Annotated in this window: 1 protein-coding gene; it reads right to left on the reverse strand. The window is 62.1% G+C overall.

The features are described from left to right. Positions 1-65 precede the first annotated feature (65 nt). Positions 66-18,104 carry a calcium-binding protein gene (locus J2S31_RS11655; protein ID WP_237099263.1) on the reverse strand — a complete coding sequence of 6,013 codons (18,039 nt, stop codon included), beginning with the start codon at positions 18,102-18,104 and terminating at the stop codon, positions 66-68. Positions 18,105-18,492: the final 388 nt, after the last annotated feature.

An 18,492-nucleotide genomic window follows, 5' to 3' on the forward strand; every position in this document is an offset into this window, starting at 1 on the left:
CTTCAACCAGTGTAACGCAAAAGCCGCACCCGGTCATCTCGATTGTTCCGATACCGGGATAAAAATTAAAGGGCGTTCCAGTCGATCAGCACCTGGGTGTGGTCGCCATCGTCATCGACTGCGCCGACGGTGGAGATAAGCAACAGGTATTCCTCCTCGGTCATGTCGAACACGCTGTAGCTGGTGCCCGTCGGATCGGTGACCGTGGAACCGTCCAGAACCCAGCCCTCATCCGTGGTGGCCATCTCCTGGAAGGAGCCGGAGCCGTCATCGAACACCAGCGTCTCGCTTTCCGTGGTCGTTTCCGGCGGGGTGGATTCGGTGACGATCGGATCCGACTTCTTGGCACTGCCCTTCAACAGCTGATTGCTGGAGGTGGTCGTCACGCTCGGCTCCGCGGTGCGCGGGCCATTGAGGTCCGACTGGTTATTACCGTTGCCGGCCTGAGGATCGTCCGGAGCGCCATGCTGGTCGCCCCAATCCGCATCCTGCTGGGTGACGAGGCCCAGTTCGCCATGCGGCTCGCCGTTGCGGGCGGGATCGCCTCCCGTATCCGCGGCGCGGGTCATATCAACGCCATCGCCTTCCGACAAGTCGTAGAGGAACTGGATCATGCCCGGCTCCAGGCCGCGCGTCGCGGCGCCCGGTCCGTAGGGTGAGAAGGGTAGGATGAAGCTGTTGTATTCACCCAGGTAATCCACCTGCCGGTCGCCCGCCGTGTTGCCGATCAACACATCGCGTCCCGCGCCGCCGAAGGAGATGTCCTCGTAACTGTACTCCGGACCGTCCACCGTATCGTTGGCTTCCGGATCGGCGGTGCCCGCAGTGGAGTTGAGATTGTCGTCGTTGTTCAACAGGTCGTTGCCGTAACCGCCGTACGTATGATCGCGGCCCGTGCCGCCGACGATCCAGTCGTTGCCCAGGTCGCCGAAGATGCGGTCGTTGCCATCCGTCGGCAGGGTGCTGCCTTCCGCGATCGGGCCTTCCGTCTCATCGAAGTTGAGGAAGAACTCCCAGCCGCCGATCATGATCTTGCGCAGGCCGTCGTTCTCATCGTAGGCAGCGAACTCCTCCGCCACCAGTGCCTGGAAGCTCAGCACGTTGCCCGGATTGAACGGCGTGTAGTACCCGGTGACGATGTTGACGCCGTCGGTGCGGGCGGCATCCGTCGTGCCGTCGTCCGGGTACACCGTCGCGGCCGAGGTGGCCAGCGCTTCCGCGCCGGAGATGGCGTCGTCGCCGGAACCACCATGCAGGAAGTCGTCGCCCAGACCGCCGTAGATGATGTCGTCCGCGTACTGCGCATTGTACAGCGGGTTCTGCGTCGCATTCGGGTCCACATTGAACGGCGTCAGGTTGACCGTTTTCTTGAGTTCGCCTTCGACGTTGATGGTCGCCGTGAACCACGGGCTGCTGGACGTGATCGCCAGATCGGTTTCCACCGTCTCGATGCCGTACAGCGGTTCTGCGTACGGGCCTGCGGTGGTGGAGGTGTTGCGGCTGGTGTAGATGCGCCCGTCGTCGCCCAGCACACCGTCACTGCCCGTGCCGCCGGAAATCCAGTCGTGCCCCCAGCCGCCGATGATGTCGTCGTCCTGACCCTCGCCGTACAGCACGTCGTTGCCGGTCATGCCGTAGATGAAGTCGTCGCCGGACTCGCCGTGGATTTCATCGTTGTCGCCGATGTCGCCCAGGCTCGCCGCATCCACGCCCATGATGTCCGGGCCGCCCGGCGTGTAATCCAGCAACTGCACCGGCCGCGGGATGATGCTCAGGGTGGCCGAATAGATGTCGTAGTTGAACGACTCAAACTGCGTCGGGTCGGCCGACTGCAACAGCCGGAAGATGTTGGCGTTGTCACCGGCGATGGCGTCCGAATCCAGCGCGTGGCCTTCCGCCAGAGTGTCGTCGCCCATGTCGTTGCGTGCCAAGTCCGTGCCCGCGCCGCCGAACAGGAGGTCCATGCCGTCCGGCCGCTGTTCCGCCGTGACGAGGCTGAACAGGCTGGAACTGCCGCCGATGATGTCATCCTGACCGAGGTTGCCGAAGATGACGTCGGTGCCGCCGTTGCCCTCGATGTAGTCATCGCCGTCGGTCAGCGCATTCTCCACCGACGGGTTGCCCATCAGCATGTTGAGCGCGGTGCGGTAGGCGGTGACATCGTATGGCAGATCGATGCTGCCGTCGCCCTGCATGGTGTCGTCGCCGAGCATGCCGAACATCTGGTCGTCGTCCGCGCCGCCCGCCATGTAGTCGTCGCCGAAGTTGTTGAGAGCCAGCGCTTCATCCGTGGCCGAATGATCGAGCAGGGTGATATCGAAGTCCGCCCACACCGCCGACCCCGTCGGGTCCACATAATGCGTGGACGCCACCAGCACCTCGCCGTCGTCCACGCCCGGCGTCTCGCCGTACATGCGGTCGCCGGTCAGCGTGCGGAAGCGCGGGTTGGTGTAATCGGTGAACAGCACGCCCAGCCGGTCTAGCTCGACGTTGTCGCCGAACAGCAGGTCGCGGCCCTGGCCACCGTCCAGCCGGTCGGAGTTCGCGCCGCCGACCACCACGTCCTCGTGCTCGTCACCCCAGATCGTGTCCATGCCGCCTTCCGTGCGGTCGATGGTGACCACGTAGCGCACGATATTGTCGATCAGTTCCGCGTAACCGAAGTCGCCGAAGATGATGTCGTTTTCGGTGCCGCCGTGGATATGGTCGTCACCGGTGCCGCCGAAGATCAGGTCGTCGTCGCCGAAACCGAAAATATGGTCCTCGCCACCCAGATGCGTGTCAGTGGTCCTGACGGTGTCGAGCGTGGTCAGATCACCATCCACGGTGAAGTCCAGCTCACCATTGTCACCCAGGATCACGTCCTTGCTGTCGTTGCCGTAGATCACATCGACACTGCCGTTGACGCCCGCCAATACGATGTCGTCGTCGGCGTTGCCGAAGATGGTGTCGGCGCCGCCGGTGGCGTCGGTGGTGTCCGTGGTTTTGATCTTGGCATACAGGCCGTCTTCGAGTTCGATGACGCCGTTGTCACCGAAGATAACGTCGATCGTGTCATCCGTTCCGGAGGACTCGGTGGCGTCGTCGCCGTACAGCGTGTCGCCGCTGTTGCCGCCGAAGATTTCATCGCCGCCCGCGCGTCCGGAAATCGTGTCCGATCCACCCAGGTCGCGGTGCAGGCTGAACATCAGGCTGGGCGGCAGGATGTCGCTGGAGACGCGGTCTCCGCGCCCGCCGAATCCGTGCACCGCCACCACCGCGCCCAGCGCGTTGGTGTAGATGACGCGGCCGAAGTCGCCGAAGATGATGTCGTCGCCACTGCCGCTCAGGATCGTGTCGTCGCCGATGCCGCCAAAGATGGTGAGCGGCAGGGTCGAATTGGACGCATCGACGTCGTCGTCATCCGATTCGGTGCCGTCCAAAAGGTTCGGGTTCGCCGACTCCGCGCCGCCCATGGTGTTGAGCACGAAAAATCCGTCCTCGCCGTCGTCCAGGTCCACGGTGACGTTGTCGTTGCCGAGTCCCGTGTTGAGCGTGGTCGTGGTGCGTTCGCCGTTGACGAAATGCGAGCCGTCGATGGAGATGGTGTCCGCGCCGGAACCCGTCCAGTAAGTGATGCCGTCGTAGAAGTTGCCGTCGGTGCCGTAGGCAATGCCCGCCGGAGACAGGCCCTGAATCCAGATGTCGGCGGTGGCGGCCAGGCCGTTCAACACCGCAGGCAGCGTGTCGGTGATGGTCACATCACCGTCACCCACATCCGTGCCCTCGTCGGAGATCATCAGGCGGTGGCGGCCGTCGCCGGTGTCGAGATTGAGAGCGCCCTCGATGTCATCCAGATCGCCGGTGAGGAACTGGAAGGCGTCGGCGGAACCGAAATCGAGATCGGCGTTGGAGGAAACGAAGATCTGCTCGTTGCCCGCGCCGAGATCGATGTTGGTCACCGCAATGCCGCCCGCCGCGGCGAAGCCGTTGCTTCCCGGGCTGGTGCCCTGGATGTTCAGGATGTCGTTGTTGGAACCGAGGCTGAGGTTCAGCGTCTCGAAGCCGTAGTAATTGATGCCGTCCATGCGCGTGGCCACGCCGGCCTCGCCGCCGGTCAGGCCGGAGCCGTCCACAACCAGCAGTTCCACGCCCGGCTGACCGTTCAGTTCGTTCAGCTTGCCCTGGAACCCGATGAGGTAAGTCCTGCCAAACTTGTCCACCGTGACGTCGGTTTTGAATTCTTCGGTTTCGTCATCGGCGACCAGAACCTGAAGCGCCTTGCGCACCACTTCGGCGCTGGCGTCGTAGGCGATGGGGCCGGTGGTGCGGCCGAGGAGCGACAGCGTGTAGGTGCCGCCGGTGGCGTTGACCGTGAGCTGTTGCATGTCGTTGACCGCGTTCGCGGCGTCGCCGTTCACCCGCGTGTGCACCGAAGCGTCGCCCGCAACGGTCTCGAACGTGTCGGGATAGGTCTCGGTGGTGATCTCCAGGTTGTTCAGGCTAACGGTGATCTCGGAGACATCGGTGTTGGTCAGATTGCCCTGGAAGCGGATGACGTACACGTCGTCGTTCTGCGTGACTGCGACATTGCCGTCGCCGATGCCCGTCAGGCCTTCCAGCGCCAGTTCCAGATCGGCGGCGCTGATGGTGTGCGCCAGGTCCGCCGTCTCGTCGCTTTCGTAACTCAGGCGGAAGGTGCCCGCCGTCGCATCGACCACCAGCGTCTGGATCTCGTTGGTCTGCATGGTGCTGAGTCCGGTCAGCGTGGTCTGCGTGAGGAGCGCCACGGTCGGATCAGCGTAACCGCTGTCGTCGATGTTCAGGATGTCGTGCGTGCCCAAGCCGTTGGTCAGATTGAAATCGTTGACCGCAAGCAGGTCCACCGCCTGGCCGCCCATCGCGTTGATGAAAGAGATGCGGTAGAAACTGCCCGCTTTGGTGACCGCCACGTTGCCCGCGCCGATGGTGGACAGGCCTTCCAACGCGGTCTGCACATCCACCTCACTCGCGTCGTGCGCCAGCGCCACCGTGGTCTCGCCGCCCAGGGACAGCGTGAACGTGCCGCCGGTGGCGTCGATGTTCAGATGCTGGATGGCGTCCACTGCCGGCACCGACCCTTGCACCGGCGAGCCGTTGGCGAAATGCACCACCTCCGCCTGCGGGATGTCGCCGCTCAGGGTGAGCAGGCCCAAAAGGTCTTCCAGAGTCTGGCCGTCGTTGGTGACGTTGACCGTGTCGCTGTCCTCGCCGGTGTTGACGAAGGTGTGGCCGTTGATGCTCTTGACATTCACCACGTCCGCGCCGTCGCCGGTCTTGAGCGTGGTCGTGCCCGCGTGGGTGTCTTCGATGGTGAACTGATTGTTGCCGGAACCGAGCACAATCTCCACCTCTTCCAACTGCTGGAAGCTGACGCCGCCCGGCTGCAATGCGCCGCCGATGTTGCGGTCGCCGCCCATGCCGAGACCGGTGATGCGGTGGCCGGTGAAGCCGAAGCTGTCGTCGAAGAACAACTGGCCGCTGGCGAACGCCGATTCCTCGAAGTTGGTCGGGTTGTCGGTGTCCTTGAAGAACAGCAGGTCGGTCTGCGTCGCTTCGTCCACCAGGAAATTCGGGTTGGTGTCGGAGAGGGTGAACTCGCTGGCCGCAGTCGGCACGCCCGGCTCCGCGAACGGAATGTCCCATGCCTTGTTGAGCGTGAGCACCACGTTGCCGTCGAGGTCGAACTCCGCCGCCTCGATGATGCGGATCTTGTTCTTGCCTTCGCCGCGCGTGATCTCCACCGTCAACTCAAGGAAATCGTCCGCCGTCACCGTCTCCGCCGTGCGACCGAGGAAATCGAGCACATCCGGATCGGTCGGGTCGAAGGTCAGTGTCGCCGGGTTGAACTCGTCGGCTTCCGTCGCGGCGAGGACGTCACCCATGGATTCCTTCAAGTTGGTTTCGCCGGGGAGCATGATGGGTTCGCGCTCGAACAGGCCGGAGCGGTCTTCGCCGAACCCGCCGACGATGAACAGCGGTCCCTTGATGTTGTTGGCGAGATCGAGGATCGGCGCGAACACCTTGGTGTCGCCGCCATCCACGCGGTTGTCGTCCACGGCGCGGACGAACACGGTTTGTTCCACATCCCAATCCGCGTCGGTGAACTCGACATCGACGCTCTCCGCCCAGGTGATGCCGTCGAGGGACACTTCGACCTCGACTTCAAAGGCGCGGACGCTGTCCGGATGCGGCGTGGTGCCGGTGCGCGAGGTGCGCGTCGGCTGAGCCGTGACCGCCACCGTGACCACCTCGCCCGCCTGCGGCGCCTGCGTCAGCACCACGGTGTAAGTGTCGGTGCCCTGACCGAGGAAGCCCGCGTCGTCGCCGCCTTCCACCACGTCGGTGGAGCCGTTGGTCTGTTTGACCAGCACGCCCGCGAATTCGTTGTCGCCGATGTCCGCCACCAGCGTGTGCTCGACGCCGTTATAATCCGAGCCCGGGTCGTTGCTGACCGCCGTCAGCGTGAGGTCAGCGCGGTGGAAGCCTTCCGTCACCGCGTCATCGACCGCCACCACTTTAACCTCCTGCACCGCATCCCAGTCGCCCGCGGTGAATTGGATCGACGTGATGACCGCATCGGTCACTGCGTTGCGGAACTCCAACTGACCGTGTCCGTCGAGGTTGACGTTGACGATTTCGCCGACCGCCAACGACTGGCTGAGCGCCACCTGAATGATATCCCATCCGCTCGCCGCGCCTTCGGAGACGATGGTCTCGCTCTGGGTCTCGCTGACCACGAGGCTGGCCACATCCGAATCCGAGATGGCCACCTCCACCGTCGGGACGACGAGGCCGCTGAACTGCTGGATTTCGTACCGTGCCTGGTTCGACGGCAGGGAATCCCATGCCTGGTCGAGGGTCAGCGTGGTGGTGGTGTTGGACAGAATGAGCCGCGTCTGGCCGACCGCATCCGGATTGGCCGGATCGTCGATGATGGTCACAAACGCACCGCGCAGGCCGTCCGGCCGGGTGGGATCGGTCGCCGCCGTCGGGAACCCGCCTTCGAGATCGGTCAGGGTCGGCGTGGCCGGAACCGGATCCGACTTGAGTCCGGTCGCCGCTTCGATGACACCGGTGAAAGCGTCGCTCTCCACGGTCTCGACGTTCTCCGTACCCACCTGCACCAGTTCGGTGCCGACGGGGACGTTGTTGAAATGCGAGAACTGGGTCTCGAAGCCGACGAAGAAATTGAACGTGCCGATGAACGGCAGGTGAATTTCCTTGAAGATGGGCACCGGCACGAATACCGGCACCTGCACGAAAATCTGCTGTTCTTCAAACACCGGCCCGGTGCTGACGCCGATGGTGGAAACCTTATGCTGAATGGCGGCGGTGTGATCGCCTTCCACCGCGCCGTCGGCAATGGCCTTGAAGCGCACTTCCTGCTCGACGTTCCAGTTGGTCTCGTCGAAGATCAACTCCGCGCCGATGGGCGCGCCGGTGGTCTCGTTACGCAGTTCGTTGCCCAGATCATCCACGAACACCAGGCCTTCCGGCGGCAGGGCCGTGACCTTGATCTTGGTGGACGGACGCGGCGGCCGCGACAGGATGACGGTGTAGGTGTCGGTACCGCCACCTTCCACCACCTGCGACTGACCGTCCGACTGGTTGATGACAATGGCGGGCTCGTCGTTGTCGGCCACGTTCGAGGACACGCCCACCACCTTCGCGCCGTCGTATTCCGAACCCGGCAGGGTGCTTTCCACGCTGTGGGTGATGATGCCGCTGTGCCCCTTGAGATCGTTGCTGATGACGCCGTTCGCCGGGGTTTCGCCGTTCACGAAGAACGTGTCGCTTCCGCGGTCGCCGACGATGCTGGTGGTGAAGTTCTCGCCCGTGCTCTGCACGAAGAAGCGGTCGTCGCCTTCCGCACCGTTGACCTCCAGCTTCTCCACGTTGGTGAAGTTGACGTTGAGGCCCGCGCCAAACACGCCGTTTTCGGTGATGACGAAGTCGTCGCCGAACTCCGTACCCACCACGATGACCGTGTCGAACCCGTCGCCGCCGTCGATGTTGACCGGCGCGTTCACCGCGTAGGCGATGAAGTCGGCGTCCGCGCCGCCGCTGACATCGGTGCGCTCGCGCTTGTCTTCCTGCGAACCGACCAGCGCGAAGGCCTGCACGAGGATCGTGTCGTCGCCCGCGTCGCCGTTGACGGTGAGCACCGCCAGGTTGTGGAAGACGACGATCTCGTCCGCGTCGTCACCAGCATTGATCGTCATGTCGTTGCTGATGCCGTTGCTGAGGAAACCGCGCGTGGTCTCGATGGTGGCGAACACATCTTCCTGCGCCACGCCCGCCAGTTCCGGCGTGCGCCGCGATTTGTAAAGCTGACCGACCTGGAAGAAGTCGCTGTCGGCGCCCGAATTGATGGTGATGGCGGCGCGCGTGTCGTCGATGTAAAACTCATCTTCACCCGCGAGACTGTCGATGGTGATGACTTCCAGGTTGGTGTTGTAATTGATGCGCTCGACGTTCGGGTCTGTGTTCATCAGCGCGATGAAAGCCAGCCCGCTTTCCGCCGCCGCGGCACGCAGCAGGAACAGATCCGGGTTCACCGTGCCCGTCACCTCCAGCACGTCGGTACCGGCGAGGCCGGAGTCGAATACGTGGATCAACGAATCGGTCGTGCCGCCGATGAGGCCGAGCTGATAGGTGTCGCTGTTTTCACCGCCGTCCAGCGTGATCTCCGAATTGACGCCGTTGGATGTGAGCGGAACCAGTGTGGTGGCATTGACGTTCAGCTTCACCAGATCGTCGCCGGTGCCGCCCTGGAAGTACATGCGTTCGGTGAGCGACTGCACGAACAACTGGTCGCCGCCGCCGTTGCCGAACACGGTGAACGGAAGCACCTTCGCTTCCAACTGCGCCACGTCGGTGTTGGACAGGTCGTTGACGAATTCGACGACGAAATCGCTGCCGTCCTTGGTGACATCGACGTTGCCCGTACCGATGATGAACAGGTCTTCCAGCGCTTGCTGAACCTCCGCCGCGCTGGCGTCAAGGGCGATCGGTGCGGTTTCCATGAAGCGGAACTTCAGGGTGAAGTAACCGATGCTGGCGCCGACATTGACCCGCTGAATTTCGTTGGACACGCCGCCGGTGGTGGTGGTCGTGGCGTTGACGATGCCGAGCGCCGCGTTCAGCACATCGCGGTCGATATCGTTGGTCGCCTCGACGCGGAACTTGTCGCCGCCGGAGTTGCCGGAGATGCTGACCATGCCGTCGATGAGGTTGGTGAACTGGGCTACGTTGCCCTGACGGATGAGCGTCAGTTCGTCGAACACATCGTCGCCGCCGACGCGGAAATCGTCCGCGCCGCCGCCCAACTGCACATCGACCGCCTCGAATCCCTCAAATTCCACGCGCCCGGTCAGGCCGCCCGCTTCCGAATCCAGCGACATGCCAAGTCCAGAGAGCACGCCCACTTCCACCTGCTGGTTGCCGGCGCGGTTCTCGAGGAACGCCGTCAGGTTGCCGAACTCATTGCTGGCGTCGTTGGAGTCATCGAACACCACCGTGTCGTGTCCACCTTCACCGACCAGGGTGAGCGGTCCCAGACCGAACGGCACATTGAGGCCCGGGCGGAGGAGCGCGCCGATGTTGTCCAGCGTGCCGTTGTCGCCGACGGTGACCGTGTCGTCACCTTCACCGGAGAACACGGTGACCGGCACCGTGTCGGCGGTGCTCTTGATGTTGATGGTGTCGCGTCCGGCGCGGCTTTTCAGTTTGATCTGCAGGATGTTTTCAGTGGCCGGAGGCGCTACGTAGGTGATGAGTTGATCGACGCCCAGCGAGATGGTCGCGTCGGTCAGCGAAATCGTGTCATCGCCGATGGTGCCGCGGGCTTCGATGATGTTGCCGTTGTCCCACGGGTTGCCCTGATCGTTGACCAAGGCGTCGATGGTGTCGCCGTCCTCGGCGTAGAAAATGTATTTGTCGTTTTTCTCCTGACCGTCGAGCAACGTGGTAACGCCGTCATCGCGGGTCTCGTACACATGGAACGTGTCGTCACTGCGGCCGCCGAGGATGGTGGAGATTTCATCCAGATCGGCGGTCATGGTGTTGCCGTCCCACGAGGCCACCACCTGGCCGTTACGCAGGGTGAAGGTGACCCGGTCGCGCACATCGCTGAAGTCGAGGGTGTTGAATCCGCTTCCGGTGGTGATGGTATTGGCGCCACCCACCAGCAGACCCAGGTACACATCGTCGTCGGCGCCGCCGTCCAGGCTGTCCGTTCCGGTGCCCGCATCGAGGGTGTCGTTTTCGCCGTTGCCGAACAGGTTGTCGTTGCCCGCGCCGCCCTTCAGCGTGTCTTCATCCTCGGAGCCGCCGAAGATGGAGTTGATGGAGCGGCCTTCGATGACCAGCCCAATGGCCTGAAAATCGCCGTACAGGTTGTCGTTGCCCGCGCCGCCGTCCACCAGGTCCGCGCCGCCCATACCGAGGATCGTGTCGTTGCCCGCGTCGCCGTACAACTCGTCGTCGCCCTTACTGCCGACGATCACGTCGTTGCCGACGCCGCCGTGGGCGATGACCTCGTAACCGGAATTGAGTCCACTCAGATCGATTTCATCATTGCCCAGCCCGCCATCGGCGATGATGGTGTTGACGCCGGAGAACCTCTGCGCCAGACCCTCGCCGACGAAGAACTGATCCGACCACACCAGCACGTCACTGCCATCGGATTTGACATGAATCTTTTCGGAGATGTCACTGACGTCGCCGTTCAAGCGGTTCTCAGAGTTCGTGCCGATGGACAGGGTCAACACGTCGCCGTCCTGCGTGGCCAGGATGCCCGGCCGGTTGAACGGGATGTCGAACGAGAACAGCTCGACGCGCGCAAACTCGAAGGTCTTTCTGATCTTCTTGATCAGCAGGTTGATTTCGATGAACGCGCGCAGGAAGAACTCGGCAACGCCGCTGGTGTCGAACACCGACAGCGGATTGAAGCTGTTGGCGGCGAGGTTCGCGGCCATCTCGTCGAAGCGGATCTTGCCGTCGTGGTCGAGGTCCGCCAGGTTGAAGAAGATATTGATGTCCACGCCGCCTTCGACACCTGCCGAAGCGATGAGGAAATCCAACTGGGCGCTGGCCACGATGGACGCGGTGAGCGTCGCTTCCGGACGATCCTCGCCGGTGATCGGATCGAGGTCGTTCAGGAAGAACCCGTTGATGAGCGCCGCCGGGTTGAAGGAGCCGATGAACTGCTGCAGGCCGCGCGTGTCGTAACCGAAGCCGAGATCGATGGTGCCGCCAACGCCGCCGCCGAGGCTTGCGGTCAACGGACCGAAAATCGGAAACTTCTGCTTGTAGAAGAAATTGAAACCGAACTCCGGCAACTCCGCCGTGAACAGGGTGACGTCATCCTGCCCCATGATGAGCGAGAAGATGGTCGCCGGATCGAACAGGTTGAACTGGAACGAACCGCCGCTGGTGACGCCGGACTGGAAGCGCGTGACCGCCTGCCCGCCGCCACTGCCCTGCTGGCTGGGCGCGGACAGAGACATGTTCTTGAAGTTGACACTCTTGAACGTGTTCTTGTTCAGGTTCGGCAGGCTGAGGTCGATGCGGTCACCCGTGAGGAATCCCGCCGCGAGACCGGTATCGAAAAATCCGGACGGGTCGGTGAGCACCAGGTCGCCGAAATTGAAATTGAGCGATCCCGTGCTGGCCAGCGCCGCTTCGGCGTCGTCGATCAGGTCCACCAGGAAGAACAACTCGGCGATGGCGTCGAGGAACGGACCGATCTTCGCCGTCGGGTCGAACGTTTCGATCAGGTCACGGCCGGTGATGGTCTTGCCCGCCAGGTCCGACAGCAACGGAATGCGCTTATTAAGGAAACCGTCGGGACCGATCAAAAAGTCCAGGGGCTCGATGATGTCGGCGATGTTGCCCAGAATGGGACCGGCAAAGTCGGAAATGAAGGAACCGAGATCGAGGCTCACATCCGCCAGCACAATGGACGGATCGTCCACCACCAGTCCGGTGTTGGGAGAAGCCGACATGCCCCAGTGGATCATCAGGCCGGTGGTGATGGACGGCAGAACACGGGCCAAATCCGAGCCAAAGGCGGAGAAGTCCACTTCCGCCTGCATCAGGATATCGGCCGAGCCGGTGAGCGTCGGCTGGAAAATATCCAGCACGTTGCCGGAAATCATTTCGCCGATGGTCAGCCGCCCGTCGCCGTTGGGGTCTTCGATGTTGATCGCGCCGGTCAGGTTCAGGCCGGAAAACTCCAGCGTGCCGTCGTCGTCAAGGTCAATGCCGTCGGTGATGCCCAGCGCCAGGAACAGCAGTTGGCCGCGCGCGAATGCGGGCATGCCCTGCGTGGAGCCCAGATCCAGATCGATGCTGAGGGTCAGCTCATCCGGATCGCTGGTGACGAAATAGAATCCCTTGGTCTCGTCCAGACCGAACCCGAAATCCAGGTTCCAGTCGAGAGTGATGGTCGGCGTGAAGTCCGCTTCCAGTCCCAGTCCGGGGATGCCAAAATCAAACGCGATATCCAGAGCCTGGGTGAAGGAATCGCCGAGCCTGAAATCGAACTGGATGAAATCCTCGCTCAGGTTCGAAAGGCTGGCGCCGGAATGCACGATGTCGTCCGCACTGAGGCCGCCGACGCCATCGCTGTCCTTCAAAATGCCCAGGCCATTGAACGTGGTGTAGATCGAATTCTGGATGAGGCTGATGAGTCCGTCGAGATTGACGTTGTTGGCGCGCAGGGTGTTGGCCAACGGGTTGAGGAAATCGTCGCGGAAATCCTCGATGAAATTGGAAACCGGGTTGTCCTTGAGGGCATCGGCGACAAACGGCAACTCGAAGCCGAAGATCTGACCTTCAAGCGCTTCCTGAATTTGCAGCAGGACGGCGTCCAGACCATCGACCACCACCGCCGGGTCGGCAAGCAGTTCAAAAATGCCGGGCGGATTGGAGAACAGGTCCAGGTTCGGCAGGGTGACGTTGAACGCTCCGGGCACGCCGTTGATGAGGTCATCCAGATCGGCGCTCAGAATGATTTCGTTGTCGGCCCCGATGGGAATCGGATTGTCCACACTGCCGACGAACAGCGGCAGGGTGGCTTCGGCAATGCCGGTGATGTCGATATTGAGGTCACTCAGCGAAGGCAGGCTGATGCCGCCGCCACTGCCCAGCGTGATCAGGTCAAGACGCCCGTCGCCGTCGTCATTGAGCGTGAGGTCGATGCCCGCGCCCAGACTGCCGCTTCCGCCTTCCACCAGAACCTGGAAGGGACCGAGTCCCGCGCGGAACGACAGGTTGCTGCCGGTGGCCGAAGCGTTGGCGGCAAGCCGCGTGCCGCTGGCTCCCGTAAACAGGAACAGGCCCTTGTCCGCGCCGGTGAGATCGAGACCGAGAGCGAGATCGACATCGACGCCCGCACTCACACCCAGGTTGCCGCCCGCCTCCAGGCTGACCAGGTCGGTCAGAAAATCCGGCGCGCCGGCGGAGGCCAGAACGTCCGCCAGGTTGAGCGCAAAGGGCCGCGTCAACGACGACGCCGCGTCGAATCCCAGATTGATGCCGAGCACCGAAGTGGTCGGGTTGAATGACAGGATGTTGCTCGCCGCGGCGGGCAGATCGAAAATGTCCACCAGCAGGTCGTTCAACGCCTGCACGGAGCTGGAAGGATCGGCGGCGAGCGCATCCAGCCGGTCGGCCAGTTCGTCCGCGATCTGCACGAGGTCCGCCACACTGCGATTGATGAGCGGCAGTTCGTAATCCAGCGCATCGGCAATGGCACTGCCCGCCGAGCCGGTGCCGTCCAAACTTTGCAGGAACTGGACGAAGAAACTCAGACCGTCGATGATGTCCTGAAAACTGAGATCCTGGAACTCGCTGATGATGGCGTCGAAATCCGGCCCGGTGAAGCTGACGTTCACGTCCGGCAAGCTGGTGAGCCAGTTGGGGCTGCTGCCGTCGATGGTCAACGTCGCATCGAAATCGCTGATCGGGTTGTTGTTGCCGTCGAACAGCCCGGCGGTGGGATCGATATCCAGGCTGAAGTTGAGACCGCCGCCGATGGCGACATTGAGGAAACCGGTGTTCAGGTTGTCCAGCGTACCGCCGAAAGCGGGCGGATCCTCATATAAAAACTTGCCCTGCGAGACCGCGGCGATGAGCGTCTCGCCATTGACCCGCGTACCGCCGTCGAGCGGGTTGAGGACGCTCAGGTTGGCGCTGGCGCTGATACTGCCACTGCCGTCCGCTTCCACTTCCAGAAAACCGACATTGGCCACGAGGTTGAGCGTGGTGGCGTCGATGCTGGCCAGCGCATCCAGGGTGACGTTGTCGATGAAAAATTCGGCGGACGCGCCGGCGAAGGGATCGCCTTCACCCGACTCAAAGCCCAGTTCGGTGATCGCGCCGTTGTCCCCGCCTGCGTTCGGTCCGGTGGTCAACGCATCCGGCACATCGATCGACAGACGGCTCACATTCGTGTGGTCGCCGGAGATGCCCAGCCGGTTGCCTTCCGGATCGACGCGGAACATATCGACCAGACCCGTACCGAGTCCGGCATTGGTGAGGCCGGTATCGACGGCGGCGTTGAGGTCCACCAAAAGGTCGTCGATGCTGGTGTTGCCCACGGTGCTTGCGGCGGACAGGAAAACATTGACTGCGGTGCCGTCCACATCCAGCGAAAATTCGATATCGTCGTCGAGCACCCCGTCGAAAGGCGTGGGCGCGCTGAGCAGTCCCATCTCCTGAAACGCCGGGTCGTTGTAATCGGCGGACACCTCGATGCGGCTGGTGGTGCCGACACTCGGGTTGAACACTTCCGCCGACAGGTTGCCGGTGGTCGTGGACAGCGCGATGCGCCCGCCACCGGCGTCCACCGTGATCGGCGATTTGAAAACCAGTTCCACCGTGTCGGCGCCCGGAGCGGCGGCAACATCAAAAGTGAGCTTGCCACCGGTGACGCCGATACTGACGTTGTAATCAGGGGTCAGGCCCGCGGAATCCAGAACATCGAAGATGGCCGCTTCCAGGGCATCGCCCAGGTCGCTGGCCGAAACCGTGGCGGCCAGCTCGCCCGAATCCAGCTCATCGTCGCCGTTGGTATCCAGCACATCCACCGCGCGCAACGTACCGGTGTATTCGTCGGAGCCGTTGATGACGACGGTGAACTCGACATCCTCATGCAGGGTGTCGATGGGAGTGCCGGTGGCGATGACAGTGGCATCCGCCTGCGTTTTGGCTCCGGTGGACAACTCGCCACCGCTGATAAATCCAAGAGTCAGACCCTGATTGACCAGCTGGGTGTTGATCTGTGTCTGCACATCGACCTTGAGGTCGTCGATGCTGGCGTTGCCCGTATCGCGGTTGACCGTGACGGTGATCGAGCCCAGTTCCGTCTCCGGCACCGTGAATTCCGAAGCCGTGTCCGCAAGCAACGTGACGGCTTTGCTGAACAGGGTGATATCGAACGTGGCGGTGCTGGAGAGCACGCCGTCGGCCGCGCCTTTCAACGTGTTGTCCGCATCGTCCAAGGGCGGCAAAAGGAGTCCCGCTGGATTGAACGGCTTGTCGGTGTCGGTGGCGTCCTTGAACACCACCGCGTACACGCTGTCGTTGCCTTCGATCGTTTTGGTGACCTGAACCGTCCAGCCGAGTCCGTTGAGGGTGGCCATGCTGTTGAGCGCGGCGGCCACGGAGGCGGCGGAGGCGTTGTAAGAAATCGTTCCGGTCTCGAACGCACCGGTGGGATCGGCCAGCTTGTAACTGCCCAGGGTCGCGTTGTCCACGCGCACCACCTGCACGGAGAAATCCGACGCCGAAGCGCCGTCCTGCTGGTTGATGCTCAGCTCCGCCACGTTGTCCGGAGAAAACGGCGAAGGCAGGAGTTCAATGTCCTCGCTCGGAGCGAGCCCGATGCCGAAGTCCAGGTTGAAATCGAAGCTCGTGCTGAGATCAAACTCGCTCGTGGTGCTGATGCCCACGAGATCCCCCAGGCTGGCTCCAAAGGAAATCGGAGACGTGCCGAGGTTCAGCAGGGAGCTGAAATTCAGATTGAAGGACAACTCGCGGCTGGACGGATTGAACCGCGCCAACAAAGCGCCCACCGGCAGTCCCAATACCGGAGCCAGTTGATCGACCAGGTCCTGAATGCTGTCGAAATCAAAGTCCGGAATGCCGTCGTCGTCGAAATCCGGAACGGAGGCGTCGCCACTGGCGAACAGGGGATCGAGGATGTCCTGCTTGAATGCTTCACCAAAGTTCAGCAAATCGCCCACCTTGACGCCGGTGAGCGGAATCGTCAAGTCCAGCAGGTCGCTGTTGGACAACGCCGACAGTGTATCCACCAAGTCGCTCAGCATGCCCGCAACGTCGGTGGGCGTGATGCGGCTGAAATCGAACAGATCGATGGCGCCGTTGGTCAGGGTGATGGTCGGCAGGACGCCGTTGTAAAAATCGGTGAACGTCGGGAACGTGATGTTCAAAATGCCGCTGGCCAGCGGGATGTCTCCCGGCAGATTGACACCGGACTGAACGGTGACGCTCAAATCTCCCGTGGTGAAACCAGTGCCGGTGGGCGTGACCGAAATCAGGGACGCCAGATCGAACCCGAGATCGGTGACCTCGGAGAGCGCGATCTTGTTGTCCACTGGATCGTTGACCACGATCAACAGGCCGCCGGAATAGGAAACTTCATTGCCCGCCCCGCCGTCCACAGTGACGTCGAGGAAGCCCAGATCGAGTGCGGCACTGTCGAGATTGCCATCCACGTTGACCGTGAAGTCGAGTTCGGCCCCGGCCAGGAACGCGGTCGGCGCGCCGACGGTGGTGACGCCGATGCCGACACTGCCGGCAAACGTGGCGTCGACAGACAGGTCGGCGTCGATGTCGAAATTCAGGAACGCACCTTCGGTACCTAGGTCGATGTCGATCAACTGGTTCAGGATGGATTTGGAGATGCCCGCATCCACCACGATTTCGAGGTTGTTCGACAAGTCCCCCTGATACCCCGGAGACAGGTCCACGGCGCTGCCCGCAACCGACAGGTTGGTGATGGCATCCGTGACGTCTGACAGGTTGACCCCCGCACCCAGCGCTTCAATCTCTTCCCGCAATTCCTGAAACATGTCGGCGAGACCGAACAGGGCGGAAAACGAGCCCGTATCGGGATCGAGCATCGGCAGGGCGGAACTCAATTCCGAAACCGAGGAAGTGAGACGCGTGATCAGATCCTTGGCGGCATTGAAGCCGATTTCCAGCGAATCCTGGATGTCGGCGGTGATGGCGATGTCGAGTTCTTCGGCAGCGGTGTCGAGGTTGGTCAGGGTGTGCAACCCGCTTGAAATTCGTTTGTTCAGGCCTTCGTTGACCTGCAGGGTGCCGGTGGTGGCGGTGAAATCGAGACGGTCGGTGCCCTCTCCGGCCGCTTCGTCCAGCTGGTCCGCGCCCCAGTTGTCGGCAAACTCATAAATGTCGTTGCCCAGACCACCGATGAGGATGTCATTACCCGTACCGCCGATCAGACGGTCGGCTCCGCCCAGACCGATGAGCGTGGCGTCGCCGGTGAAAGCGGACGCGTCCAGCGTGTTGGCGCTGGCGCCGCCGGTGAGTTCGGCTTTTTCAAATCCGGACAGGGTGAATGATTGTCCGCCTGCATTGAGGCTGGTGTTGGTGAGGGTCTGGTTGGAATTCTTGGTGGACTTCAGCGTATCGTCGCCGGTCCCCAGAAAATTGATGGTCTTGCCGCTACCAAGCGTGCCCAGGTCGAGGCCCAACGAATCTGCACCGGCGGTGCCGGTGACGTTGATGATGTTCGAGCCATCGTTGGCGGCGAAGGACCGCACCGTATCCGTATCGTCGATCAGTTGATACTGATCCAGACCGGCATCGAATTTGAGAGTGAGATCGTTGAATGCGCCGTAGGTGAGATCGGCGGAAAGCAGGAGCCGGGGCTCAAGGGTTTCAAATACGGGACGTCCTCGCTCACGAAGAGACGTGGGAACACGCGTGGTGCGCCGTCCCCAGCGCTTGCGACCCAGCCGGGCGGATGGGTTGTATTCTCGTACAGACGCAGGGTCGCACGTTACCGGACCAAATGGATAAGCCATGAGTCCCTCCCACAAAACTCGAAAGCATACCTTCGTTGGATACCTTGGTGCAGGCCGCGCGGGAGTGAATTTCCTACCCTGTCCCCCCTCAGGCATTGCCCCCTTCTACTCCGCGGACCCACTCCCAACTGGCCAATTAACAGGTGATCCCTCATCACTGCTAATGGCAACCCGGCTCCCTTACAGGCGAGTTTGAACAGGAGCAGGCCCTCGCGAGTACCCGGATTAAACGCTCATTCTATTTAAAAGTCAACCGAAACTATTTCCTGCTTGAATTGGAAAATTATTTGAGAAACCCTGAAAACAAATGACTTAAAAATATCGCAAAGCAGAATAAATACGGAAGTCTTTGAAATCAAATGGGGAAAAAATTAAGAAGTTCCTAATT

The organism is Nitrospina gracilis Nb-211, assembly GCF_021845525.1.
GTDB classification, from domain to species: domain Bacteria; phylum Nitrospinota; class Nitrospinia; order Nitrospinales; family Nitrospinaceae; genus Nitrospina; species Nitrospina gracilis_A.

Excerpts from the sequence above, each read along its gene's own strand:
- J2S31_RS11655 (WP_237099263.1), bottom strand. The coding sequence starts at position 18,104 with ATGGCTTATCCATTTGGTCCGGTAACGTGCGACCCTGCGTCTGTACGA.